Origin of the sequence: Endozoicomonas montiporae CL-33 (assembly GCF_001583435.1) — a bacterium.
In the GTDB taxonomy this organism is placed as follows: Bacteria; Pseudomonadota; Gammaproteobacteria; order Pseudomonadales; family Endozoicomonadaceae; genus Endozoicomonas_A; species Endozoicomonas_A montiporae.
Genome location: NZ_CP013251.1, coordinates 4,742,906 through 4,767,293, shown reverse-complemented (window position 1 = coordinate 4,767,293; position 24,388 = coordinate 4,742,906). Strand labels below are relative to the sequence as shown.

Annotated in this window: 31 protein-coding genes and 1 other RNA gene; 12 read left to right on the top strand and 20 right to left on the bottom strand. The window is 49.2% G+C overall.

Annotated elements, in window-relative coordinates:
• Positions 1 to 4: 4 nt before the first annotated feature.
• From EZMO1_RS21995 to terL, 4 genes are all read right to left on the bottom strand, one after another.
• Positions 5 to 1,480 (bottom strand): DUF935 domain-containing protein, encoded by a 1,476-nt coding sequence (locus EZMO1_RS21995; protein WP_034878407.1) that lies wholly within the window; start codon positions 1,478 to 1,480, stop codon positions 5 to 7.
• Positions 1,481 to 1,573: 93 nt separating this feature from the next.
• On the bottom strand, positions 1,574 to 1,969 hold the full coding sequence (vapC, locus tag EZMO1_RS21990; protein ID WP_034878405.1) for a type II toxin-antitoxin system VapC family toxin: 396 nt from the start codon (positions 1,967 to 1,969) through the stop codon (positions 1,574 to 1,576).
• Positions 1,966 to 2,160, bottom strand: a complete 195-nt coding sequence (locus EZMO1_RS21985; protein WP_034878403.1) for a type II toxin-antitoxin system VapB family antitoxin — start codon at positions 2,158 to 2,160, stop codon at positions 1,966 to 1,968. Before EZMO1_RS21985 ends, vapC begins: the two co-directional genes overlap by 4 nt.
• A 69-nt stretch (positions 2,161 to 2,229) precedes the next feature.
• Entirely contained in the window at positions 2,230 to 3,618 is a 1,389-nt protein-coding gene (terL, locus tag EZMO1_RS21980) for a phage terminase large subunit (protein WP_201772220.1), read from the bottom strand.
• Between the two features lie 56 nt (positions 3,619 to 3,674).
• Here terL and EZMO1_RS21975 point away from each other — a divergent pair, with 56 nt between their 5' ends.
• On the top strand, positions 3,675 to 4,415 hold the full coding sequence (locus tag EZMO1_RS21975) for a hypothetical protein (protein ID WP_034878402.1): 741 nt from the start codon (positions 3,675 to 3,677) through the stop codon (positions 4,413 to 4,415).
• 19 nt (positions 4,416 to 4,434) lie between these two features.
• Here the strand turns inward: EZMO1_RS21975 and EZMO1_RS21970 are convergent, their stop codons facing one another.
• The 12 genes from EZMO1_RS21970 to EZMO1_RS25940 form a co-directional block, all read right to left on the bottom strand.
• Positions 4,435 to 4,887 (bottom strand): RNA polymerase sigma factor, encoded by a 453-nt coding sequence (locus EZMO1_RS21970; protein ID WP_034878400.1) that lies wholly within the window; start codon positions 4,885 to 4,887, stop codon positions 4,435 to 4,437.
• 25 nt (positions 4,888 to 4,912) lie between these two features.
• Positions 4,913 to 6,202, bottom strand: a complete 1,290-nt coding sequence (locus EZMO1_RS21965) for a DNA modification methylase (RefSeq protein ID WP_034878398.1) — start codon at positions 6,200 to 6,202, stop codon at positions 4,913 to 4,915.
• Positions 6,199 to 6,876, bottom strand: a complete 678-nt coding sequence (locus tag EZMO1_RS21960) for a sigma-70 family RNA polymerase sigma factor (RefSeq protein ID WP_034878397.1) — start codon at positions 6,874 to 6,876, stop codon at positions 6,199 to 6,201. The genes EZMO1_RS21965 and EZMO1_RS21960 overlap by 4 nt, the downstream gene beginning before the upstream one ends.
• Positions 6,873 to 7,142, bottom strand: a complete 270-nt coding sequence (locus tag EZMO1_RS21955) for a hypothetical protein (RefSeq protein WP_034878395.1) — start codon at positions 7,140 to 7,142, stop codon at positions 6,873 to 6,875. Before EZMO1_RS21955 ends, EZMO1_RS21960 begins: the two co-directional genes overlap by 4 nt.
• Before the next feature lie 19 nt (positions 7,143 to 7,161).
• Complete coding sequence (locus EZMO1_RS21950) at positions 7,162 to 7,923, bottom strand: replication protein P (RefSeq protein WP_244886752.1); 762 nt, start codon at positions 7,921 to 7,923, stop codon at positions 7,162 to 7,164.
• The gene (locus EZMO1_RS27715; protein ID WP_145912697.1) at positions 7,829 to 8,572 is read right to left on the bottom strand and encodes a hypothetical protein; all 744 of its coding nucleotides are present in this window, start codon (positions 8,570 to 8,572) and stop codon (positions 7,829 to 7,831) included. The genes EZMO1_RS21950 and EZMO1_RS27715 overlap by 95 nt, the downstream gene beginning before the upstream one ends.
• A gap of 384 nt (positions 8,573 to 8,956) precedes the next feature.
• A complete protein-coding gene (locus tag EZMO1_RS21940; RefSeq protein WP_034878390.1) occupies positions 8,957 to 9,268 on the bottom strand; it encodes a hypothetical protein in 312 nt (103 codons plus the stop codon).
• A 2-nt stretch (positions 9,269 to 9,270) separates the two neighbouring features.
• Entirely contained in the window at positions 9,271 to 9,588 is a 318-nt protein-coding gene (locus EZMO1_RS21935) for a hypothetical protein (RefSeq protein ID WP_061509722.1), read from the bottom strand.
• A gap of 162 nt (positions 9,589 to 9,750) precedes the next feature.
• On the bottom strand, positions 9,751 to 10,242 hold the full coding sequence (locus EZMO1_RS21930) for a hypothetical protein (protein WP_034878386.1): 492 nt from the start codon (positions 10,240 to 10,242) through the stop codon (positions 9,751 to 9,753).
• A 14-nt stretch (positions 10,243 to 10,256) separates the two neighbouring features.
• Positions 10,257 to 10,697 carry a hypothetical protein gene (locus EZMO1_RS21925; RefSeq protein WP_034878384.1) on the bottom strand — a complete coding sequence of 147 codons (441 nt, stop codon included), beginning with the start codon at positions 10,695 to 10,697 and terminating at the stop codon, positions 10,257 to 10,259.
• The gene (locus EZMO1_RS25945; protein WP_145912696.1) at positions 10,694 to 10,987 is read right to left on the bottom strand and encodes a hypothetical protein; all 294 of its coding nucleotides are present in this window, start codon (positions 10,985 to 10,987) and stop codon (positions 10,694 to 10,696) included. The genes EZMO1_RS21925 and EZMO1_RS25945 overlap by 4 nt, the downstream gene beginning before the upstream one ends.
• The gene (locus tag EZMO1_RS25940; RefSeq protein ID WP_082212302.1) at positions 10,938 to 11,414 is read right to left on the bottom strand and encodes a Mor transcription activator family protein; all 477 of its coding nucleotides are present in this window, start codon (positions 11,412 to 11,414) and stop codon (positions 10,938 to 10,940) included. The genes EZMO1_RS25945 and EZMO1_RS25940 overlap by 50 nt, the downstream gene beginning before the upstream one ends.
• A 700-nt stretch (positions 11,415 to 12,114) precedes the next feature.
• Here EZMO1_RS25940 and EZMO1_RS21910 point away from each other — a divergent pair.
• The 6 genes from EZMO1_RS21910 (at position 12,115) to EZMO1_RS21885 (ending at position 16,489) form a co-directional block, all read left to right on the top strand.
• Positions 12,115 to 12,798: a helix-turn-helix domain-containing protein gene (locus EZMO1_RS21910; protein ID WP_051790482.1), complete on the top strand. Its 684-nt coding sequence runs from the start codon at positions 12,115 to 12,117 to the stop codon at positions 12,796 to 12,798.
• Positions 12,799 to 12,927: 129 nt separating this feature from the next.
• Entirely contained in the window at positions 12,928 to 13,872 is a 945-nt protein-coding gene (locus EZMO1_RS21905; protein ID WP_034878381.1) for a PD-(D/E)XK nuclease-like domain-containing protein, read from the top strand.
• A gap of 70 nt (positions 13,873 to 13,942) precedes the next feature.
• Complete coding sequence (locus EZMO1_RS21900) at positions 13,943 to 14,797, top strand: recombinase RecT (RefSeq protein WP_034878379.1); 855 nt, start codon at positions 13,943 to 13,945, stop codon at positions 14,795 to 14,797.
• Positions 14,798 to 14,807: 10 nt separating this feature from the next.
• Positions 14,808 to 15,020, top strand: coding sequence for a hypothetical protein (locus EZMO1_RS21895; protein ID WP_034878378.1), 213 nt, complete (start codon positions 14,808 to 14,810; stop codon positions 15,018 to 15,020).
• A 13-nt stretch (positions 15,021 to 15,033) separates the two neighbouring features.
• Positions 15,034 to 15,222 carry a hypothetical protein gene (locus EZMO1_RS21890; protein WP_034878376.1) on the top strand — a complete coding sequence of 63 codons (189 nt, stop codon included), beginning with the start codon at positions 15,034 to 15,036 and terminating at the stop codon, positions 15,220 to 15,222.
• Between the two features lie 22 nt (positions 15,223 to 15,244).
• Complete coding sequence (locus tag EZMO1_RS21885; RefSeq protein ID WP_051790481.1) at positions 15,245 to 16,489, top strand: tyrosine-type recombinase/integrase; 1,245 nt, start codon at positions 15,245 to 15,247, stop codon at positions 16,487 to 16,489.
• A gap of 310 nt (positions 16,490 to 16,799) precedes the next feature.
• Here the strand turns inward: EZMO1_RS21885 and ssrA are convergent.
• Positions 16,800 to 17,165, bottom strand: a transfer-messenger RNA (tmRNA) gene (gene ssrA, locus EZMO1_RS21880).
• A gap of 142 nt (positions 17,166 to 17,307) precedes the next feature.
• Here ssrA and EZMO1_RS21875 point away from each other — a divergent pair.
• Positions 17,308 to 18,255 carry a hypothetical protein gene (locus EZMO1_RS21875; protein WP_034878373.1) on the top strand — a complete coding sequence of 316 codons (948 nt, stop codon included), beginning with the start codon at positions 17,308 to 17,310 and terminating at the stop codon, positions 18,253 to 18,255.
• Between the two features lie 66 nt (positions 18,256 to 18,321).
• Here EZMO1_RS21875 and smpB read toward each other — a convergent pair whose 3' ends face one another.
• A complete protein-coding gene (gene smpB, locus EZMO1_RS21870; RefSeq protein WP_034878372.1) occupies positions 18,322 to 18,801 on the bottom strand; it encodes an SsrA-binding protein SmpB in 480 nt (159 codons plus the stop codon).
• 388 nt (positions 18,802 to 19,189) lie between these two features.
• Between smpB and EZMO1_RS21865 the strand changes: the two genes are divergently transcribed.
• The 3 genes from EZMO1_RS21865 to EZMO1_RS21855 all read left to right on the top strand — a co-directional run bounded on the left by EZMO1_RS21865 (position 19,190) and on the right by EZMO1_RS21855 (position 21,450).
• Entirely contained in the window at positions 19,190 to 20,548 is a 1,359-nt protein-coding gene (locus EZMO1_RS21865) for a sodium-dependent transporter (RefSeq protein WP_034878370.1), read from the top strand.
• Positions 20,549 to 20,668: 120 nt separating this feature from the next.
• Positions 20,669 to 21,112, top strand: coding sequence for a type II toxin-antitoxin system RatA family toxin (locus tag EZMO1_RS21860; RefSeq protein ID WP_034878829.1), 444 nt, complete (start codon positions 20,669 to 20,671; stop codon positions 21,110 to 21,112).
• A gap of 11 nt (positions 21,113 to 21,123) precedes the next feature.
• On the top strand, positions 21,124 to 21,450 hold the full coding sequence (locus tag EZMO1_RS21855) for an RnfH family protein (protein WP_034878369.1): 327 nt from the start codon (positions 21,124 to 21,126) through the stop codon (positions 21,448 to 21,450).
• A 64-nt stretch (positions 21,451 to 21,514) separates the two neighbouring features.
• Here the strand turns inward: EZMO1_RS21855 and EZMO1_RS21850 are convergent, their stop codons facing one another.
• Entirely contained in the window at positions 21,515 to 21,880 is a 366-nt protein-coding gene (locus EZMO1_RS21850; protein ID WP_034878367.1) for an outer membrane protein assembly factor BamE, read from the bottom strand.
• 94 nt (positions 21,881 to 21,974) lie between these two features.
• Here EZMO1_RS21850 and fur point away from each other — a divergent pair, with 94 nt between their 5' ends.
• On the top strand, positions 21,975 to 22,382 hold the full coding sequence (gene fur / locus EZMO1_RS21845; RefSeq protein WP_034878366.1) for a ferric iron uptake transcriptional regulator: 408 nt from the start codon (positions 21,975 to 21,977) through the stop codon (positions 22,380 to 22,382).
• Positions 22,383 to 22,542: 160 nt separating this feature from the next.
• Here fur and recN read toward each other — a convergent pair whose 3' ends face one another.
• The gene (gene recN, locus EZMO1_RS21840) at positions 22,543 to 24,201 is read right to left on the bottom strand and encodes a DNA repair protein RecN (RefSeq protein ID WP_244886715.1); all 1,659 of its coding nucleotides are present in this window, start codon (positions 24,199 to 24,201) and stop codon (positions 22,543 to 22,545) included.
• Between the last annotated feature and the right edge of the window lie 187 nt (positions 24,202 to 24,388).

The window sequence follows — 24,388 nt, the reverse complement described above, 5'->3', positions numbered from 1 at the left end:
GGGCTTACTTCAGCATTCCCATCAACCGCCCAAAAAACGAAGCATTCCGCACTGTCTCCACCGCCTTCTCAGAGGGTGGTTCCTTCATCATCTCTACAATCTTCCCTTTAAACGTTTCCACATCGCCCGTTTCTTCCATGTACTGCATCAACTGTTCAATCCGCTTGCCATACATTTCCTGATACTTTGTACCCAGATAGTCAGCCGCATCCACAATCGCCTGCATATCTGCCCGGTGTGCTGCCCGTTTTTGGGTCAGACTGCTGATCTCTGAAAACTCCGGTGGTAGTTCAGCAGTATCTGCACCAACAGGCGGCAGTGGACTACTTTCTTTCTTCTTCCAACCAACCCCGTAAACCTCAGTAATATAATCCTCGGTAGGCTCATAGCCCAGAGTGCTGATTTTATTGTCCCGTTCAGCTCTCGCCATCAGGTCTTCTTCCGGCTCTGTATTGCGCCAGACTCTGGGCGGAGTGGCATTGGGAAAGTTCCACTCTGTGAGCCACTTCACCACTTGCTGGTTCAGGCTCTCGCAGATGAGGTCGGCGTCGCTTTTGATGACGGACTCTGCCACTCCCTGATGAACTTCAGCCTGACTGCGACTGCTGCCATCGTCGGTGGTCATGGTCTGGCTGAGAATGACTTTACTGATGGCTTTATCCATCCGAAGGCACAAGGCATCGTAGTCGGCGGTTCCGGATCGGGCGGCCTCGATCAGCTCGATGACGATATTGTCGGGCACCACAACACCACTGTCGCTTTGTATGGCATCCAATGCTTCCAGTGCCTTGCCTCGTTCGATGGGGTCTACCGATTGTCCCGGTGGCAGCTTGGCGGCGGCGGTGGGCATGCCGAACTTTTCCAGAAATATCAGCCAGAACTTGATGCCGTTGCGCTTGAAGAAAGTCGGCCAGTACAAACTGTGTGCCAATCCCACGCCATAAGGGTTATCGCTGTGATCGGCTCCGGCATCAAAGACCCAGAACTTTCGCTCTGGTAGTAGCAGTCCATTGGGGTGGTCAATATTAATCAGCCGCAGGTTTGTGTTCAGGTCGAACTTGAAACGGGAACGCTCACGAACCTTAAGAGCCTCCAGACCCACTTGATTGCCATCACTGTTCCACATGCACTCAGCCACGGCGTACCCGTAAAATATGCCGAAGAGCATCTTGTCGGTGATGTCATCAAACCGGATGTTGTGCTTCAGCTGCTCTTTGATGAATTCTGCGGCGGCTTTATCTTCTGCACTTTCACTGGCTGGCTCCACTTCCCACTCAGATTGTGTCACTGCCAGTCGTCGTTGCTGGAAGCAGGACTTAACCTGATCATCCCGGAGAATTTCATCGTACAGTTTCATGTCCCGGCCACGCTGCTGCAGGACGCTGTCCGGGTTTTCCAGCAGCATAGCGGTGTAGGCTTTCGCCATTCTGATACCGTGGTCAGCCTGGGCGATTTCTCCGAGGGTGGGTTTACCTGCCATGGGAATGTTCCTGTCGGTCGAATCGGTGTTGTCTTCGACCTTACACAGCAACGTCAGAGGCTTTCAGTGCAAAAAATTCCGCAGGGACTTTTATTATTCTGGCAATACTTTCAGGCCGAGGTGTTTCGCAAAGGGTAAAAAATCCCGATCTGAATGAAGAAGAGTAATATCATTTTCTATGCAATAAGTGGCAATAATCACGTCTATGGTTTTTCGGACTGTGATGCCTTTTTTTCTGAAATACCGGAAATTCTGAGCACTGCACACTGCGAGTTCCTGCGACAGTAGTGGGCGTACTTCAAAAGCGGTAAGCAATCGTTTGCCCTGATTAAAATCTTTTTCGCTTTTAAAGCCCTGCAATACTTCCGTAAGAATCAGGTCGCCAATGATCAGATTTTTATTGCCCAGTGCAGCATCCAAAAAATCACTGGCATCGGTTTGAGTGCCGTTGAAGTAATCTATCCAGACGGATGAGTCCACCATTATCATTTGTCGGTTCTCATATCGTCTAAGTCACCTTCCCACTTCAGCTTTCCCCGGAATGCTTTAATGCGTTCCTGAGACTTTATTTTGATCAATGCTTTCAGCCCGGCTTCTACCGCTTCTTTTTTTGTCGCCAGACCGCTGGCTTTCAGTGCCTCGTCCATGAGTTGGTCATCAATAACAATATTGGTTCTCATGAGTCCTCCTATGTGTATAAAAATCCTTATTTATGTGTATTTTAGCCTACTTCATACAACCTGCACTGTCTAATACCCCGTAAAGTCGTTATTGCCACGAACGCTGCCGTAGCCTCTGTTTTCGTCAACGGCACTTCCGCTGTTCTGCTGGTCTTCGTAAGCTGCCAGACCCACACGCTTTTTGCCGCTGGTGGCAAAGTCGAAGCTGGCCTGATTCTCATGCGCCCACTTTAAAAACTGGCTGGTGCTGTCCACCTGATCGTCGTGGGGTGCAAGGGGGAAGATGGTCAGCTCGATTTCGTAGTCCACTTTCCATGGGGCTACTTCCGGCAGATAAACCATACCGGCCTCGAACAGGCTCGAAACGGCCACCAGTCGCTCTACCTTGTTGAGTCCTTTCGGGTCGATGGGGATCACGGGTACCCTGACCTTGGTGCTGTGCATCTCCACGCCTTGTTTCAGTTCCTGAATCAAGCTCTGCCCACTGCCTTTATCCTCAATGAGTACCGCTTGTGGTCGCCATGCCTGATAAAGACTGGCGGCGGTACGTTTAAGCTGCGGGTATTCCAGCCAGTCCCTGAAGACATCCAACAGGTACCATCCCTGCCGTGTTTCTCCCCATGTTGTGCAGACGCTGGGGTCGTTTATCTGTTCAGGTTTATAAGCCGTGTCCCAACTCTGGATAACCCGCAAAAATTCCGAAGGCAGAGTTCGGTAACGCTGGAACCAATGCCCTTTGATGAGCCCGCCTTCCGGAGTAGCGTTCCAGTCTCCGGCCAGCCATGCCTGAACGAGCCACGCTTCTCCGGATTTTTTCAGACGGTCGATGTACTTCGGGTCGCCTTCCATCAGCAATGGGTTGTCCTGCAGGCGACTGGGGATGTATATGCGCTGTGCCCCGGTAGACTCGTCAAAGATGGGCGACATGCCCAGAGGGTTCGGGTCTATGTAACGCTTCTTGATCCACTCATGACCGGCACCACCGGGGTTGGCACTGATGTTAAAGCTGGCGGGTATGCCGTGTGGGTTACGCAGGGTGGCGTTGAGTTTGTCGATGGGTTTTGGGCAGGGAAAGTTACCGCCTTCGTCCACATAAACATCGGTATAGCTGTGTCCCTGGTACTTCCCTGCATCGGCATCCCGTTCGAGACTCCGAAGCCTGAGCATGGCTCCGTTGGGCATAATCCATGTACTTTTCTGGGCTTTCCATGTAGCCCCTAATGGCTGGTAGATTTCCTGACTGCGGCCTATAACCTCGTCCAGCTCCGGCATGCTGCGACGAATAAACAGCCCCTTGCATTTGCCTCCGTAGACTTCGGATCGCATTGCCCACTTGCCCAGAAAGCCATCGGTCTTACCGCCACCTCGGGCACCTCCGTAGAGAATGTCTTCAATGGGACAGGTCAGCAGGGCGGTTTGCCGTCCTGGTTGGGGTGACCAGGAAAAATAAGCCTTCATTTCAAAACCAACTATTATGGGTATTCTATTTTTTCTAATATATACAAGAGGAAAAAATGATCACAAAATTACTGCGGTTGTCTGTTCTGGCATTGACGCTATCTTCATCATCAGCTTGGGCATCGCTCCAATCAACAGGGCGTGATTCTTTTAAATACACGGCAAATGATGGCACAGAAAAATCAATCAAAATTACTGGATTTACACGTTTTAAGAATGCAGCTGATTATTTAAAATCAAGCGCTTTTGGCAATAGCAGAGAAAAATCAACTACCCCGCCCCAAGGGGCGGGGTATGAAGTTAGTTCTCTGAGTTGTTCGCCGCAAGCGGCGGGGAATATGACCCTCAGAGATTTAAAACATGATCAGGAACTTAAAGGTCCAGTAATAAGTACAATTTATGCTATCCGATTTGGTGAAGATACGACAAACTCAAACAGTATTGGTTTCATAATTGTCTTGGCTAATGGTACAAAATTACTTAATTTTGAATACCATTGTTCAGTGATGGGTATTAAAAGTGGTTATTATAAAGATAAAACCATTCACCAAGCATTATCAGATATGCAATCACAAGGATCATTTTTGGGTGTAAGTGCCAGTAATCAGGCCTTAAGCTATTGGCATGCCCCAGAAGACTTTGAGCAAACCTACTTAAACCGATTCAAGGTAGAAGAGTCTCACACATTAACTGCAACAATATTACTTGAACATTTCATTGTCTCAGGAGCTGGAGTAATAAATATCCCTGGCTTAGGTCAGACTACATATACGATTACCGAGCAATTAAATTTGTGACGTTGTAAATAGTTTAATTTTATTTGTCCTGCTTTTGCTGGAAGGCTTTTACCCAATCTTCCAGATCCATGGGAGAAGGCACCACCACCACGCCTTGTTGAATTTCTTCTCCCTCCGGTGTCGTCTGACTGATTTTTTGCGGTGCTTCAAAACCATAGATTTTTGCCCTGCGGTCAATGGCTTTCATCACTCTGTCCATTGCCTGCAGGTCACCCTTCAGCGATAGTTTCATAGCCTCCCGAATGATCAGCTCCAGCCGCTGCAGGTCGAGGGTTTTATTCAGCTTCGCTAGTTTTTTGGTTTCCTCCTGCAAGGCTTCAAGAGATTTCACTACAGCTCGATGGGCTGCGCTTTTCGAGACGCCTAACTGGTCGGCGATTTGCTGGTAGGAGAGACCGATGGTACGGAGGTCAAGAGCCTTACGTCTTAACTCATTGTTGCTTATGCGTTTTTTGCCGGTTCCTTGGCTCATATCGTCCCACCTCTATGCGTTCCACCTAAATTCGCTGTGCTTTCTTCCCTGTAAATTGCTCCCAACGCTTGATAATGACATCACAATACACCGGGTCGAGTTCCATGATCCGGGCTTGCCGTCCCAACTTTTCACAGGCGATCAGGGTGCTACCTGAACCTCCGCACATATCCAGTACCCGGTCTTGTCGGGTGCTGCTGTTGCGAATCATATGCACAAGCAGTGCAACGGGTTTCATAGTGGGATGTTCCGCTGAACGGGCGGGTTTGTCCTCACGGACAATGGTGGTGTTCAGCTGGTTGCGAAGTGTGCGGCAGTGGTTGACCAGTTCGGACTTATCCATGTTCTTTAAGTCCGGCTCATCATCGATCACGGTGGCCTTGTTAAATTCCCCGAACCACTTATGGGCAGCTCCGGGTTTCCATCCGTACAGAATGGGTTCGTGCTGCCAGTTGTAATCCTGCCTGCCGAGGGTGAAGGTGTTCTTGACCCAGATGAGGCACTGTTTAAGCAAGAATCCCGCTTCCTGAAGCGCACTGCGAAAGTTGACGCCTTCAGTGTCGGCATGAGCCACGTAGATCGGTGCTCCCGGTTTCGTCCACTGGCAGGCTGCGCTGAACAGGTCACGAAGAAACTCTCTGAACTGGGCGTCACCCATCTTGTCATTCTTGATGGTGAGTTTGTCTTCAGTGCCCCCTTGGTAATCAACGTTGTAAGGTGGGTCTGTCCACACCATATCCACAAGCTCGCTTTGCACCAGCCGTTCTATGTGTTCAGGCTTAGTACCGTCACCGCACATAAGACGATGGCTGCCCAGTAGCCAAACATCACCGGGTTGGCAGGTTGTGTTGTCTCTGGGTTCCGGGCAGTCGTCGTCATCGGTCAAACCGTCTTCGGGTTCATCCAGAAGGTCTGGTGATGCGAGGCTTTCCAGCAGACTGTTCAGCTCGTCATTATCGACATCGATACCTTCCAGCAAGCGATCCAGCATGCCCTGATCGGTTTCAGCCATAGCCGACAGTGGATCAATGGTGGCCAGTGCGATCTTTTCCTCATCTTCGCTCAGGTCAACGTAAATCACGGGCACTTCGGTTTCGCCTTCCCGCATGGAGAGTTCGACCCGCAGGTGGCCATCGATCAGGTGCCCGGTTCGCTGGTTGACAATTACCTGCTGAATCCAGCCGATTTCCTCCAGTGCGCCTTTCAGGGCATCCTGCTGATGCTTGGGGTGAATGCGCCAGTTCTGTGGATTGGCGAGTAACTGCTCCGGGTTTTCCTTGCCCTGGCCTGTGATGCGGTCTTTCCATCGGCTCATGATGCTTCTCCCAGGGCTTTCCGCAGGCGTTTGATTGCAGACTTGCGGATCTGGCTGATGCGTGAGTGTGAAACCTTGAGGTCATTGCTGATGGTTTCAAATGGGAGTCCACTCAGGTCATATTGAATCACTCTGAGTTCTTTTTCCGGTAACCCTTTGATGCAGTCTCGCAGAAGAGCCAGAGTTCTTTGTTGTTCTGCTTCGTCAGCAGGATCGTTGTGTGTAACCGGGATCAGCTGGCGCTCACAATCTTCGTCATGGCTGTCATGAATAGGGAGATTTTTAACGCAGGGGAAGTTGTTCCATTTGCGATACTCTGCCAGAGACTTGCCCATTCTGACGGCCATCTCCTGGTTGGTCGGAGCTCTTTCCAGTTCATTGCTCAGTTGCTGAGAGGTCTGTTTCTTCTCTCGCTGGAAGCGTCGAATCCCCCTTGACGTACAGTCGTATCGACGAATTTCATCAATCATGGCTCCACGAATGCGAAGGCACAGGTAAGTGGCCAGGCTGCAGTTTTTGCTCTCGTCATAGCGGCTGAAAGACTCAATCAGTGCAACAAAGCCTGCCTGTATCAGGTCATTGCGAGGGATCAGACGACGTGTCTGCGAATCTACTTTTGCCGCTATCGCATGCACATTGGGCGTAAAGTCCCGAATCAGTTCATCCGTGTTCATGCCATCTCCCTCGTCCTGACATTGCCGACCAAGTGGTAAAATTCCACAGCTTCGTTGACCAGCTTATGGGCTTCGCTGATCTTGCCTGTTTCGAGGTACATCTGGACGCATTCCAACGATCCAAGCAGGCGGCGAAAGTCCAGCGTATGCACGACTGCCATGCCTGCCAGCTCATCGGGCGTTTTTTCGTTCGCCAGTCGATTGATGTTTACAGAATCACCGATCTGGCGTTCCAGAAGTTCTTTGTCCTGTTCCGTCAGGTTCATATGCCCTCCTTGAGCCCTTTCAGCTCTTTTTCAACAAGAAACCGAGCGACTGAAGTCGTTCACGGCTCTTGTTCCTGCCTGCTCTGGGGTGAATCCCTTGCCGGATCATGGTCTGTTCCAGCTCTCGTTCGTGGTAGCGGTTAGACTTCTCTGCTTCACTCAACGTCGTTTGCTGGTGCTCCAGTGCCTGGGCAGGTTCCGTTTGCCCGGTGGTAAAAATTCGCATCACCACACGGTGGTACTCCACGATGAATTTTTTCTTCAGCGTTTGTCGCTCGAAGCGGTTTTCCTCGTTGCGGATATCAAACCAGCCGGTGTAGTGACCCGCTATGTAGACTCCCCGGTGCGACCAATTGTGCTCCAGTGGTTCATGGCTGTGTTCTTCCACTTCCCGCCATGCCCGGTCAACGGGTGGCATGCCGTAATCCTCCGGTCTGGGTTTGCACAGATGAATCGCCTTGGCCACGTTGGGAAAACGCCATTTCTCCGGTTCCTCGGTCATCAGCTGTCGCATCCTGACAAACCCGGCATCGATCTGTGGTCGGGTCAGCTGGGCGATCTGGTCATGCCACTCGGCCTTGGCAGTATCCTCCGTCCGGTCATTGGGAAACTTCACCTTGTAATCTGCTCCGTAGGTGCGTTTCAGCCGGAAGAAAAAATAATTCACTGTCTTGCCTGTCAGACGGCTACTCTCCTGCGGGTGGGGGACGTCCGGGGTCGTTGAGCCAGCTGGTGTCGCTAAGGTCGTAGTCTCTGTCGGAGAAGACGGGATTAGCTCCATGGTGTTCTGCGTATCGTTGTTGGTTGTCATGAATTTCTCCCCGATGGACAGCGTTGTGGATGAACCTGTCGATCTGGTCTGCACTTTTGAGAATTACATGGAGCCCGTCGTACTTCTGTCCTTGCTCGTTGTCACCCATGTTGAACGGGGTCAGGCTGCAGCCGAGGATGGCGGTTTTCAGGTCGTTGACCGAATAGCCCATTTTCAGTGCTGCCCGAATATTTTTTTTGCGCTTGTCGTCCAGCCTGGCTTGCGGGTGTTTGAGTGCTTCCTGCCAGAAGCAGAACACCTCCCTGACCAGCTCTGGTGAGTCACGTTTGGGTTTGCTGTCTGGTGGCGGATGGTCGTGATGCAGAAGTTCACCTTCGACCACATCCGGTTCAGGTGCCGGTTCAGGGGAAGGTTGAGCGTTAGCTCGACGAGTGTCGTCAGACACTGGCTGTTTATTTTTTTCTGTCTCTGTCTCTGTCTCTGTCTCTGTCTCTGTCTCTGTCTCTGTCTCTGTCTCTGTCTCTGTGCTTCGAAGGGGGTTGTTTTGACTTTTTTTCACTTCAATAAGCCCCTTCGAAGGGGGTTCAAAGCGCTTTTTTAATAGCTCTATCTGGTCTTCAAGATACTGTTTTTCCTCGCTTTCTTTGTATTCGTTCATTTTTTCCTTGAGCAAACTGAACATTTGCGAGGCGTCGATGCGAACAGATGGCAAATTGTCGAGAATTTTTATGATGTTTTTTAAATTGTTGATGGAATCGATAGGATTAAACTTTAAATATCGATTAATAATTATCCAGTTTTCGTCCTCTGAAAGGTTGAAGAAGCCCCTTCGAAGCCCCTCCGAACGGGCTTCTTTCACCCTGTCTGTATCCCAAAGAAGGTATCCTTGGAGCATTTGAACGGGGGCAAAAAACAGTCCTGCTGAGTTCCCATGGGGGTTTGTTAACAGAAAAAAGAAGAGCGTTCGTCCGTCTTCCGACATGGATAAAATTTCCGGGTTAACCCAAAACGAAGAATGTAACTTTGAGTACTCTCTCATCTCTCACTCTCCGTCACTGTCGCTAAACCAGTTACTGGTAACCGTTAAGCAATTGTCACCGTCATATTCCACGAGTTTTCTGGTGGACAATTCATTTAATGCATCTTCAACTTCCCCGAGGTCTTCTGGGGTACTCGCCACATTCAATCCCAGTAATAATTCCAAATGTTCCGATGGCATATAAAACGATCTGCTTTTTTTTGAGTGCGAATAAAGAACCAAATAAACAGCGATCAGCTTGGCCTCCTTGCTCAACGCTGTAATTTCCGGATCTGCAAAAAATGAGGCGGATATGGGGTTCTCTCTATTTTTCATGCCTACTCACTCCTATACTTCTCTGCGATCCGGGCTTGTGTTTTGCCATTGCGCTTCTGGACGTCTGTGATGATGTTTTCCATCACCATGACCTCCATAGAAGGCGTCGGGTCTTCATGAATCAAAAAGCCATCCAGTGCTTTTTGGATAGCGGGCGGGTTCCACTCAAACCATCCATCCTCGTCTGCCACATAAAGCAGACCCAGCAGTGTGAGTCGAACGGGGAGTTTGGTATCTCTGTTCAGGTAGAACAGTTCCGGAAAGTGGAAAAACCGCAGGGGAATTTGAACCTTGCGCTTGGCTTTCATGGCTGACTCCATTCTTGTTGTTATTTAACGGAGGGTGCCGGGGGGGTACCCTCCGGTTTGTTAAGGCAGTATGCTCTGCCATCGCTCACCAGAAAGTTGCCGGTTGGAGTCTTCTGGCACGACTGCGGGTGTTATTAGCGCCACCTCCCGCTGGGCTATTCTGTTGTTGCTAAATCACGCGCTTTCCTTGCGCTTCTCTATGGCCTGAATTAACCAGGGTGCAACGTTCTTGACTGCTCGCTCACCAAACAGAAAACCAAGCACTAAAAGGTTGATGGCAATCAGGGCTTTTTGTTGGTATTCGGAGAGTGTCCAGCTGGTGAACCATTGGTAGTCGAGCCAGATTGTGTAAAAGCCCCAGATAGGTCGCTGGCTTCCCCTGGCAAATAAAACCATTCGTCCGACAATGGGCAGGCTTCGAAGGTCTTTAGCGGTACCTTCCAGTTCACTGATCCGCTGGGTAATTTCACGCTCGGCATCCAGCAGTACCTGGTCTGACTGCTGCTTCTTTTCCAGCTCCAGTCGTTTCAGGTCGAGCATGATCTTGCCTTTTTCTTCCATAGGCATGTCGGGAGGAAAGTAGGTTTTAATGGCATCGTAGACGGTGTCGGCCAGTCCTCCGGTCAGGACGTTGGACAGCCCACTGGCGATTTTGCTGAAATTCATCAGAGTTCCTTTTCTTAATGAATAATCCGGTGCGGTACGCCTTGTTGCTCCCAAGTAATCCCCACGTCAATTAACCAGTCGCTATAAGGCTGGCAGCCCAGTTCGTGGTGAATGATCGCTTTCATCAGGGGATTCAAAATATGAGTGATACCTGCAGGTAGTCGCTGATCGTGCGCCAGTCCCAGTCGATGACTGACTGAACGAATATAAGCGTCAGTATCGTTTTCACTGGGAGGAGCCCAGCGTTTGATAATGTCTTGAAGGGTTTTGAGTTTATGCCGGTGGTAATAGTTCTGAAGAATGCGAGCCATCGCCCTGATGCCGTACTCAGGGGAGATATACTGGCAGAACACATCATCCGTTTGTGTTGACTGCAAGCCCAGCCATGGGTCGCCATGCTTTATGTTACCGGGGTTATTGTTACGCCACCCCCGGATTTCACCCAGATGTTTCATTGCTGCAATTCCGTTGCATTTCGCTGTTGTATTGATTGCCAGGTGTCGTACAGCTTCAGCCCCAGTAATAAAGTGCTTGCAACACTGGCGAGAACGACTCCGGTATAAAACAGTTTTCTGACATCTTCGCCCAGGCTAGCCACCAGCTTATGAGTCTCTTTGCTTTCCTTTTTGATCTCGCTGATGTCGTCGTTCATGGTTTTAAACTGAACCTCAAGCTGCCCGACAGTCTGCTCAAGATTAATGACTCTTGGGGGCGTGCTTTCCAGTTCGCTGACCCGGTGTTCCAATACCGCCAGACTCTTTTCCAGCTCGTTTTGGTTGCTGTCTGCCATCCATGTATCCCTGCGTTTGCGCTCTGAGTAAGCGACATGACAAACCGAAACGAGGGTGGTTATCCCCCTGAACCACTTTTCTTATGGTTCGCTCTACCAATCCAAAACGCTGACCAATTAGTTGCTTATGCTCACCAGACCAAACGGCGAGGGTTATTTCCTGATTTCGCTGCCTTGCTGCAAGGTGTTGCGGAATGTAGAGCAGCATGCCTCCGAACCGGGTAGCGAGTTTTATCGCCGCTTCCATACCGATGACATTGACTATTGAGGATTCAGGAGTAGGTTTCGCTGCAATGTATTTCCGCTGACCGCCGAGCGTTTGCTCCAGTTTCAGGGTGGTTTGAGTGCCCAGCAGCTCGATGATTTCCGGTTCGTTACTCATTGGCTGGCCACCAGGTGGCTACTCGGACATTTTGAATATTGCACTGCCGAGCCAAGCCGTTTTTTATCAGTCCTTGCTGCTTAGCAATCAAGAGGCTTTCAGCTACAGCGTATTTATCGAGCCCTTCTAGGGCAGCAATTTCACGAGAGGTATGCCCTTCGTGCTTACATACGAAACGCACAACTTCAGGTATTGATGGGCTACGTCTGAACTTCTGATCCCTAAAGTCCATTTGAGCGATCCTGATATCGATTGAAAGGATTACTCTTTTTTAAATGGTAAAGAAGCTTTATGTCAACGCAAAAATAAATATTATACGTAGTAATGAAACTCTATTACGTTTGAATGTTTGAAAAATGAACTCTTTTATCTGTAGATATACGACAGAGAAATTAGACCTGTGGAAGGTGAACCTTTACATCTCACGTAAGTGCATTGTACAAATGTAAGAGATAATAAGTTTAACGCAGTTAAACTTGAACGTAATAGTATGCTTTATAACGTTTTTTTATGACATTGAGCGTTATTTTCTCTGAAGCCTGTTGATGAGGATGAGCCAATTTCTGACGTTAGTATTACTAACACTTTACGGAATCTATGATAAGCTTCTGCTTATTAAAATACGTTTAAAATAATGATTTTGCGTTTATTTTGTCTCTTTGCAGACTTGAAGGCATAGAACAGAAAATGGAGAAAGGCGATGTCTACGCTCGGCGAGCGCCTGAAAGCGGTGCGTAAACAACGTGGTCTGACTCAGGCGGCTTTGGCTGACAGAGTCGGAGCCAGGCAAGGCAATATCAACGACATAGAATCTGGCAGAAATAAATCGTCAAAGTACCTGCTTGCTCTTGCAGATGTGCTGAATGTCGATGCTCGCTGGTTGGAACGGGGAATAGGGCAAATAAGAGGCGTAGGTGTTGATGTCGTTAACCAAGGTGCCCCTCTTCCACTCTATGACATGGATACAATCAAGCAACTGGCTCTTGATCCGAACTTTGAGCCTGTCATGATTGATCAGCTGTACAGATGTCCGACTGAGCACTCAGACAAGGCCTATTCAATTCAGCTTGTTACTCCTTTGTATAATTTTTCTGCTGGCTGTGTGCTATTTGTTGATCCGGCAGGGTCTTATCAAAATAATGACTATGTTGTTTGTGTATTTCCTGACAGTGGGCTTGTAGATATCAGACAATTAGCCACTGATGGAAATGCAAGTTTCATCAGAAATTTAGACCTCTCCATGCCGAATGAAAAACGCCTTTTAGAAGTTAAGATACAGGTTTTTCCGGGAGGTACGCTAGCGATTCCACAAACAACGAGTACTGATTCCAAAACTGTAATCTTGGCTGGCAGAATTATTTTTTCAGGTTATAGATACAACTGATTGACTCACAGTGTTTTACAAGAGGCTGAGTTATCCAGCCTTTTTTTAACTCATTTTAAACGTTATTTCATTTGATATAACTTAAATAGAGTTCTAAGGTAGAGAAGACATCATGAAAAGGAGTTCATTATGAAATCAGGAATCTATGATCAACTCCCCGAGCAGGAGTACCATGCCGGTGAAGGGCTGTCAGCCTCAACACTGGTCGAAATGGGGCGTTCACCTGCCCATTGCAAGGCAAGGCTTGATGGGTTGCGGGAAAAGCGCACACGGGCGCTGGAAATCGGTCAGGCGCTGCATTGTGCGGTTCTGGAGCCTGAACGGTTCGAAACGGACTACATTCTGGCTCCAAACCCCATGGATGAGCAGTACGCTGATGTGGTGCCGGTGGCGGATACCCATCTCAAAGCCCACTGTAAAAAACTGGGTATCTCCGGTTACAGCAAGCTGAAAAAAGACGATCTGAAAGCTGCCATTCTGGAGGCTGACCCTCAAACCCGGTTCTGGGATCAGGTGGCTGAAAAGGCTGTCGCTGGCAGAACCATCCTGTCCGAGAATGATATGGATTTGTGCCATGGGGTCATGGGTTCTGTCTCTCGCCATCAAAAGGCATCTTCAGCTTTTTCCAGTGGTGTTGCCGAACGTTCTATCTATTGGGAAGATCCCGACACCGGCATACTCTGCCGTGGTCGCATGGACTATTACCGTGAGGATCTGGGCATCGTCTTCGACCTGAAGTCCTGTGTGGATGCCCGGTATCACCGGTTCCAGAGTGACATCATGAAATATCACTATCACATGAAGGCTTCGTGGTATCTCAAAGGCTGCAGGGCTGTCGGTCTCCCTGCTAATGGTTTCGCCTGGCTAGCCATTGAAAAAGAAGAGCCCTATGCCATCGGGTTGTATATGGCCTCTGATGACATGCTGGAACTGGGCAGGGTCGATATGGACTGCCTGCTGAAAGAGTTCGCTGAATGTCAGGCGTCCGGTATCTGGCCTGCCTATCCCCAAGAGTTCAGCACCATCGAATTACCCGACTGGGCAAAGAAGGATTTGCACGATTCGTTTGCATAAGGATTTGCACGAATTGCCAGCAAACCGAGCACAAGGAGTTGCTTGATTCATTTGCATAAGGAGTTGCGCCATGCCAAAAGCTACCGCTAAAAAATCACCGGCCACGCAGGTGGTGGATACCGCTGAAAAGCCAGCCACCATTAAAGACCTGCTCCGAAACAATAAAAACACCATTGCCCAGGCTCTGGAAAATACGCCACTGACACCAGAACGATTGCTGTCAGTGTGCATGACTGAAATCCGCAAAACCCCGAAGCTCAGGGAATGCTCGCAGGCATCTCTCGTCGGTTCCATCATCCAATCGGCACAGCTGGGGCTGGAGCCTGGCTCGGCACTGGGGCATTGCTACCTGATCCCATTCTGGAATAACAAGCTCCGCAGCCTTGAATGCCAGTTTATGCTCGGTTACCGGGGCATGCTGGCACTGGCTCGTCGCTCCGGTTCCATCGTCAGCATCGATGCTCGGGTGGTCTATGCCGCCGATGAGTTCAGCCTGCTCTATGGCACCATCACTGAAATAATCCACAAACCCAAGCTGACAGGGGAGAAAGGTGGCGTTGTAGGTGTCTATGCAGTAGCTCAGCTGCAGGGCGGTGGTACCCAGGTGGACTTCATGCCCGTCGAGGACATCCTGAAAATTCGGGACAGCTCCAAAGGGGTTCAGTCTGGCAAGGACACGCCATGGAAGACCCACTTTGAAGAGATGGCAAAGAAGACCGTGGTTCGCAGGTTGTTTAAATTCCTGCCGGTATCCGTAGAAGCGTTAACCGCTGTCGGTCTCGACGAAAAAGCCGAGGCGGGGCAGTCCCAGTGCAATGAAGCACTGATTCAGGAGGGTGATGGCGGTGTCCTTGTGGACATGGATACCGGGGAAATCATCGAAGGAAAAGTGACCAGTGCCGCAGACCTTAACCGGGCACTCTAGGAGACGTGAAATGGACGACGTTATCTATGTAGTAAAAATTGGCATGCATGATTTTCTGGCCACCAACCAGAAGCATGCTGTGAACTTAATCAAACTGTTGGCGAATGCCCAGCCGGTTAACTGTGTTTACTGCACCGAGAATTCGACTGAGACCGTGAGTGCAGTAAAGCCTGTAACAATTTCTCTGGAAGTGAAACCCGGTAGTGCTTTGTCTGAAGACTAGCAAGGAGGCGGTCATGTTGAAGTGGGTAAAACTAAACCGTTACTACGAATTGTCCGGTGACACTCAGGATGCTTTTTACTCAAAGAAAAGAAAGGGCATTTGGCGTGAAGGCAATCAGTTTCGCACTGCTGCTGATGGTGTTACCTGGGTCAACCTTGAAGCGGTTAATAGCTGGGCAGAAAAGAGCAAGCACATAGCGTAATAAAAAACGATAGGGGTGTTGTATGGACTTATCAGGGATCGACCTGCCGAAGGGTGTATCTGTCAGAACGTTTGCTCAATCGGTAACGATTCAGGTTCAGTTCTCCTATAGAGGAGACAGGTGTCGTGAAGTATTTACGACCATCAGTTTGCCCGGTGAGTCGGTTACTCAGAATAAGGAGTTCATTGCTGCCGTTAAACGGAATGTAAAAGCAGCAGGTGATCTGCTTGGTAGAATCCGACACGAAATCAATCAGAACACTTTTTCATATCAGGATCATTTTCCTGATTCAAAAAACTGTAAAAAATATGGGCATATCACTCACGGTCATAAAACCGTTGAGGATTACTTAAAATCCTTTCTGGCAAAAGCACCCAAGAAGGTTCGTACAAAAACACTCAAAAACTACGACCGTATCATTAACAACCAGCTCATTCCTGAGTTTGGCGAGATGGATGTTGAGGACTTAACTCCGGGTATCATCCGTGACTGGGTGTTTGAAAAGAGCCACTGCACGAGTCGAAAAACGATCAGTAACATACTGTCTCCTTTCAAGCAGGCCATGGATGATGCCGTCATGGATCGGATTATCAGTGACAATCCAGTGCGAGCGTTAAACCTGAATCGAATTATCACGGTCGAGTCTCGTCAGAGCGAGTATAAGCCAGATCCGTTCACTGAAGATGAAATCAATATTTTGCTGGATGCCATGGATGGGCAGATCAGAAACTTATTCCAGTTTGCTTTCTATACCGGGCTTCGTACCAATGAACTTGCAGGGCTGACCTGGCAAAAAATCGACTTTGTTAACCGTGAGGTGCTGGTTGATGAGGGGCTGGTTGAAGGAGAAATGGGTAAGTTGAAAACCGCAGACAAAGGCGTAAAGTCCAGAAAGGTGCTTTTACTGGATCAGGCACTGGATGCTTTGCTGAAACAAAAAGCATTCACTTTTCTGGAGGGGAACTTCGTATTCCATCACCCATTCAAAAACCGACATTGGTATGATGACTCTCAAATCCGAAAGTTTGCATGGACTCCAGCCTTCAAGCGATCCGGTTTGCGTTATCGCAATCCCTACCAGACCCGACACACTTATGCCCATATGCTGATTCGTGACAATGAGAACCCTTGGTGGATCGCTAACCAGCTTGGTCATAAAGGACTCGAAATGTTGAACCAGCATTATGGTGGTTGGCTGGAAGAGGCCGCTGACAAATATAAGCCTCGGAAGAGATTCACCGATCAGCAGCTTCGTGCCATCAAATAAAACCCTGCCTTGAAATGCAGGCCTACCCATCAGCTGGCAAGTCGCCAGCATCAAACCATCAAATAAATCTCTGGCTTCTTTTCTCTGGCTTGGCTGGTCTGCTCCGTTCAAGTGGCATTTTGAGTGGCAGAAAGTGGCATTCTGAGTGGCAGGATCGTGGCAGTGGATGCTGGAAAGTGGCATTTTCGTGGCAATGCCATACCGCCTCAGACAGACTCAGATGGAAGACTAAGGGTTTTTTAACCTCCTGATATTAGTAAAGAATATCTGTCTCTGTTTATCTGGGTCTGTTTGAGATGGTTTAGGGAAATGGTGGAGGCGGCGGGATTTGAACCCGCGTCCGCCGATTCGCAGCCTTTGGCTCTACATGCTTAGATTCCGTCTTTAGGTTAACGCAGAACGACCCAACGGTCAGGGTGACACTACGCGATCCTGAAAAGTTTTAACCAATCCGCCTCAGGCATACTTCATGGCGATCCCGTTTGCATTTGCGATCAGTACCAGCCAACAGGCAAGCCAGAGTGATCGGGAGGAGGCAGGGTTTAAGCTGCCAGAGCTCCTTGGTAGTTGTCTTCGTTTGCAACTAAATGTTTGTAGCTATTGGTTTTACGAGAGCAGCTACGCGCTCGACATGCACCTCAGGTTTTGTAACCGTCGTCGAATCCTAATCGCCCCCGGAAAAACCTGCTGCCAGTTTATTCTATTTTGTAGGGTGTAAGTCAATAAGTAATTTCAAATTGCTATATAAATTGGCATAGAAACGTGTCTGACTGGTGCTTTTCTATACTTATTTGAATTTGTCGCAGGAGTACCACACTATGTCAGGGACGATTATTGGCAGGAACACCAGCCCCTCGAATATACAGCCATCTGATAACAATGGCGGGGCAAATAAAGCAGGCAGAATGGCGAAAAAACAGTTTCAATGTCGTAATGTTCTTTCCCGTGGCGGCAGATCTATCGTTAGAAATGCAGCAAACTGCAGGGTGATGAAAGGTTCGCCTCTCAATATAAGGAATGTCAGCAACCTTCCTCAGCGTCAGGCATCTCCGGGTTTGCCACGTCCCGGAGCCCGTCAGAAAAAACCAATGGATGAGCCGGCAGCCTTGAAGCAGTTACGTCAGCAAAATAACCGACAACAAAAACTGGAACAGCAACTGACTAACCTGCCTGCGCCACCAACCGATGATCCAAAAGGCAGTGGTCGTTCACCTGATACAATAAAAACCGATCATCGTGCAGGAAAGCAGCCTTCTAATGTTGGTGGTTCACCAAACCAGCGGAGGCGGCAGGAACAACCGTCGAATGAGCCAGCCGCTTTACGACAATTACGTCAAGAGAATGATCTGGCTAATCTGCCTTCTCCCCCGACAGGTAAACCAAAAGGCAATGGTCGTCCAACAGGCATGATGAAGGCGGACATGAAAGCCAATATATTGCCTTCGTCATTTAAGGGGCTATCAGATTACATTGGTAAAATAACGACGACAAAGGATCTTCTGGAAACGTTCAACGCCTTAACATACAAAGGTATCAAAGGTCAGATTTCAAGCTCACAGCTGTCTTCACTCAAGGGACGATGCGTTGGTATGTTGGTGAAAGTTTCAAAAGATCCCAAACAAGCCGATCAGATTTCAGAAGTGCATTTAAAGAAAATGATTCCTGACGACTATGCAAGACGAAAGGACATTTCACACAAAATAACTATGAATAAGTCAGCCTTTGTAGACCTTCAGAACCGTTTTGACCGATTGAAGAAGGGATAGAGTTTATCTGTCGCTTGAAACACTCACAGTCATTTTTGAATGTGAGTGTTTTTTTGGGCAGATGTTTTAGCCGCGATGCATGACCCGCTGTTTTTCAATGTTCCACTCACGCTCTTTATTGGCAGCGCGCTTGTCGAACTCTTTTTTGCCTCGGGCCAGAGCAATCTGGCATTTGATCAGGTGTTGTTTCCAGTACAGTTTAACAGCGACGCAGGTGTAACCCTTTTGCTGGGTTTCGGCAAACAGCTTCGCCAGCTCGCGCTTATTCAGCAAAAGTTTTCGGTCACGCAGAGGGTCAGCAATCACATGTGTTGATGCGGTGTTCAGAGGGGTAATCTGGGCACCGATCAGCCAGGCTTCGCCGTCTTTCAGCAGTACATAGCTATCGACCAGCTGCACTTTACCCTGCCGGAGACTTTTAACTTCCCAGCCTGCGAGAGAGAGACCCGCCTCAAACGATTCATCAAGATGATAATCGTGGCGAGCTTTTTTGTTGACGACGATAGAGGAGTCGCTCTTACCGCCCTTTTTCGATTTCTTAGCCATGGACGGATTATAACGTTACTCCCTGATAAAACCAGTTGCGTGAGTCAATGTTGTTGTTTTGTGTTCTGCTGAAGGTTAATTTCGTGTTTTATTCTTAATCGTCTGCAAAAAATACACTTTTTTACAAATATGGCAGAAAAAAGTATTGTGCCTTACGTGTAAACCGATAGAATGCTGGGCTCGCCCCGTGTTTATACTATGCGTAGTTTAAAAATTGCACGATTTGAAAAGTTTTCCACTCTCTGCCAAACAGCTGCTTGTCAAAAGAACAGTTCATCAGCACAGTTCATAAACACAGTTCATAAGCAAAGATAGCGACACCCTTTCAGGCCCGGTCCGGGGCGATACAAAAAAAGACGATAAATGCTGTACGTTTTTGAGGAATCTCATGTCAGGACAAAATCCGACTGCGTCGAAAAATACATGGAATAATCGCTGGACCTTTATTTTGGCAGCCGCTGGCTCTGCTATTGGTCTGGGTAATATCTGGAAGTTCCCCTACATCGCCGGTCAATATGGCGGTGGCGCATTCGTCCTGATGTATATCCTGTTTATTGTCATGATTGGTGTTCCACTGCTGATGGCTGAAGCGGCCATTGGTCGTAGTGCGCGTTTAAGCCCGCTGAATGCTATGCGTAAGCTCACCAGTGAGCTGGGCATTACCCGGGCATGGAACGGTATTGCATGGATGGGTATGCTCACCGGCTTTGTCATTCTGACGTTTTATAGCGTTATAGCTGGCTGGTCTCTTTCGTATGCTTTTGAATTACTGAGTGGTCATTTTTCTGGCATGTCGCCAGCTGATGTTGTTAATGAATTTGACGGACTGGTGATGTCTGCTTCTCGCCAGACTTTCTGGCACACCATCTTTATGGGACTTACCATTTTCGTTACTGCCGGTGGTATTCACAAGGGTTTGGAAAAAGGTCTGCAGGTTATGATGCCGACCTTGTTCCTGTTGTTGATTATTATGTTGGGCTACAGCATGTTCGCGACCGGCGAATTTATGCGCGGTTTCCACTTCATGTTTGACTTCAACTTCAGCAATCTGACCGGAGCAGCGGTAGTGGCTGCGATGGGGCAGGCATTCTTCACGTTGAGCCTGGGTATGTGTACCCTGATGGCTTACGGTGCGTACATGCCAGCCAATAACTCTATTCCCCGTACTGCCCTGAATGTTGCCTTTCTGGATACGTTGATGGCGATTATCTCCGGCCTGATCGTATTCCCGATTGTTTATGCACATGGTATGGAGCCATCTGCTGGTCCGGGTCTGCTGTTTATCTCCCTGACTTCTGCTTTTGCCAGCATGTCCGGCGGCTCTCTGGTAGGCTTTATCTTCTTTGCTCTGGTAGGTATTGCGGCCCTGAGTTCTGCTATTTCCCTGATTGAGCCAAGTCTGGCGTGGGTAACCGAGCGATTCTCCATGAGTCGTGCGACTGCAACCATCCTGATTGGTGGTCTGGTGTGGTTTGTGGGTCTGGCAAACGTTCTGTCCTTCAATCACTGGTCGGAAGTGAAGATTCTGGGTCGGGGCTTCTTTGATCTGTTCGCCGATGCCACTGACTTGATTCTGCTGCCTCTGGGCGGTGCGCTGACGGCCATTTTTGCAGGCTGGGTAATGAAGCGTTCAGTGCTGTCCAATGAACTGTCTCTGGACACCGGCATGTTCAATATCTGGCTGGCTCTGATTCGAATTGTTGTGCCTGCCAGTGTACTGCTGGTGTTGATATCAGCACTGACGTAATCGCTTGTACAGGTGCTAGTCTGTTGGGACTAGCACCAATGTTACTGTTCTCAAAAGGCCGGATTGAGTTATTCTATCCGGCCTTCTTTTATTTAATCAGCTGATGGCATGAGGAAAGCTATGTCTAAGGTGTCTCGTTCTGCACTGATTATGCACTCTGTCGAACAGATGTATGAACTGGTGGCTGATGTCGAGTCTTATTCCGAGTTTCTACCCTGGTGCCAGAGTGCGCGGATCCTTTCTTCCGAAGGTAATGTCATTGAGGCATCACTCAGTCTTGCCAAAGGTGGTCTTGGTTATGAGTTTGCCACGCGGAACCGAATGAACCGGAATGAGTCTATAGAAATGCAGTTGCTCAAAGGGCCGTTCTCGCATCTTCAGGGTGCATGGACGTTCAAAGCTCTGGGTGATGAGGGCTGTAAAGTGTCTCTGGATCTGGAATTTGAACTGTCTAACCCTATTTTGCAGGCGACCGTTGGCAGTGTATTCGGACAGGCTATGAACAAAATGGTGGAGGCTTTCTGCCAGCGTGCGGATCAGCTTTATGGAACGGGTAACAGGTAAAGGTTTGCGCAATGACGGGTGAACATTCAAAGCCACGGGTTCGGGTAGAGGTGGCTTACGCCAAGCCCCACGAGCAGAAAATCCTGACGATTCAGGTCGAGGAAGGCACCAGCCTGTTGGAAGCTGTCAGACAGTCCGGTATTCAGTCTTTCTTTCCGGAAATAGACGTAGAGTCATCCAAGCTGGGTCTCTATGGGAAAGCGGTTCCGAAACCAGCTGATCAGGCGGTTCGTGAAGGTGACCGGATAGAGATTTACCGGGCTCTGATTGCCGATCCGAAAGAAGTACGAAAACGTCGCGCAGCTCAGGCTAAGCAGAAGAAAGAGGCTTCTGCCTGATTCTTCTGTTGCGTTTGGTGTGCCTTTGCAACTGCATGAGAGCAGGAAGTCCTGCTGAACAGGCTTATTGAGGTGTTGGACGAAGGTCACCCTGCACAGACACCAGCTTGTCATCTTTGAAGAAGATGGTCAGGGTCTGTTGAGTGCGCTTTCCGCCTCCGGGCTGCATGCTGTAGACATAGTCCCAGCGGTCACGGTCAAAGGCATCTTCCAGTAGAGGGGAGCCCATAACGTATTGTACCTGACTGCGGGTCATGCCGGGGCGGAGCTGATCCACCATTTCCTGGGTGATCACGGTACCCTGCTGGATGTCGATCTTGTATGCACCCGGAAAGCTAATCAGTCTGGAGCCGCTGTCTGTAGAGCTGGCGCATCCAGCCAGAAGGGCGGCAGATAGGAGTGCTGCGGTCAGAGCCGGAGTTTTTTGCATCGGTATCAGACTTCCACTATCTTCTTGCACAATATGAAATACTTACACGAAAATGAGATAATAGCAGGGTTCACCTGTTAAAGGTTAGGGAAACGTGTTGGAAAATCAAGAATTGCGCAAAGCGGGTCTGAAGGTAACGCTTCCGCGAGTAAAAATCCTGCAGATTCTGGAAGGCTCCCAGGGACTGCACATGAGTGCCGAAGATGTCTACAAGGCTTTGCTTGAAGCCGAAGAAGATGTAGGTTTGGCGACGGTTTATCGGGTGTTAACCCAGTTTGAGGGTGCCGGACTGGTGGTGCGGCACAACTTCGACAGTGGGCATTCCGTGTTTGAGCTGGCCCGTGGTGAACATCATGATCATATGGTGTGTGTTGAAAGCGGCGATATCATAGAGTTTGTTGATGAAGAAATCGAACGTCGGCAGAAAGAAGTTGCCGATCAGCATGGCTATGAAATCGTCGATCACAATCTTGTGCTCTATGTTAAGCCTAAGGACAAGTAAGTCCTGAGTTCTAACTACTCACTTTGAGCCACAAGATGGATCTGGTATGAAGCGTTTCCAGTTATTTGTGTAGTACTTTGAAAAAAACCGGCGGTTTGCCGGTTTTTTTTGCCGTATAAACGGGTATCTGGAATGAATGAACGTCGTGGATGAGTTGAGTTCAGGCAGGAAGACCAAGCATTTCTTCGGCGTGAGTCAGTGTTGAGCGGGTGATTTCAACACCGCCAAGCATTCTGGCTATTTCTTGAATGCGGTGATCACCATCCAGACGGGCAATCCGGGTACTGGAAGTTGATTTGTTGTGCTTCTTACTGACGAACAGATGTTGGTGGCCTTGTGAGGCGACCTGTGGCTGATGGGTAACGCACAGTACCTGACTTTTTTCACCCAGCTCTCTGAGCATGGAACCGACAATTTCGGCGGTTCCACCGCCGATGCCGACATCGACTTCATCGAATACCATACTGGGAATGCGGGAGGTTTGCGCCGTGATGACCTGTATGGCAAGGCTGATGCGGGAGAGTTCGCCGCCCGAGGCGACTTTTGCCAGAGGTCTGGGTGGTTGCCCCGGGTTGGTTGTGACCAGAAACTCAATCTCTTCCCGTCCAAGAGGAGAAAGCGTTCTGGTGTCATGCGGTGTTAATGAAACATTGAACAAACCTCGCGGCATACCCAGCAGGCTCATTCGGCCAATGACCTGTTTTTCCAGTTTTCGGGAGGCTTTCTGACGACGTTCAGACAGCTTTTCTGCTTTGGTCTGGTACTTCTCTTTGAGTTCTTCCAGCTTCTGGTGCAGGGCATCAGCGTGTTCGTCGCTGAATTGAATTCTTTCCAGCTCATTGGCAAGAGAGAGTTGTTTGTCCAATAGCTCGTCGGGATGAGCCCTATGCTTTCGTGCCAGATCGTATATGGCACTGAGGCGCTCATCCACTTCCTGCATCCGTTGCGGGTCAGCGTCAAAATGATCAATGAAATGATTCAGTTCACCCACGGCTTCTTCGACCTGAATATGGGCTGATGAGAGCATATCCATGGTGCTGCTAATGGCCGGGTGGTCAACGGAAAGGTCGCCCAGCAAATGCATACAGTGAGTCAGCTGCTGAAGCAGGTTGCCTGCATCGCTGTCGGAACAGATATGGTTAATCTGCTGGCAGGCGGACAAGGTGGCTTCGGCATGGTTCAGTTGTTGCAGTTCTTTTTCCAGCTCCGGTAGCTCGCCTTCTTGCAGGGACAGCTGTTCAAACTCTTCCAGCTGGTAAGTCAGGAGCTGAACACGTTCGTGCTGTTCTTGCTGACTATTCAGCAGCTCGTCTAATTCTGTCTGAATACGGTTGTGCTGGTGGGCGATAAAGGCTACCTCGGTAGCCAGTTTGCGGGTGTTGGCGAAGTCGTCCAGCAGCAGGCGGTGACTGTTCTTTTTCAACAGGGACTGGGATTCGTGTTGACCATGAATATCGACCAGCAGCTCGCCAATGCTGCGAAGGTCTGAGAGGGGAGAGGGGGTTCCGTTGATATATGCTCTGGAACGACCCTCTTTGGTGATAACGCGACGCAGAATACATTCGTTGTCACTGAGCAGCTCTTTGTTTTCCAGCCATTTGCCGGCATCCGGGCAATGGGTGAGATCAAAGATGGCGTGGATTTCTGCCCGGTCAGCCCCGGTGCGAATACAGTCCGGGTCGGCACGATCGCCCGTTGCCAGTCCGAGGGCGTCGAGCATGATGGATTTGCCCGCGCCGGTTTCGCCGGTAATCACGGTCATGCCGGATTCAATATCCAGATCGAGTTGGTCAACGATGGCGAAATTGCTGATAGACATTTGGGTCAGCATAACGGCTTCCGGAGGCTACGTTAGTGTAACTGTTTATATATACAGTAACCTGAAGTCATTGCGCCGTAAAGGCTTGGGACAAAAAAGATTTCCAGGGATAAAGGTTCAGAACAGAACGGAGTCGTAGTCCAGCCATACCCGATGGCGGAATTGGTATAACAACCTGGACAGCCTG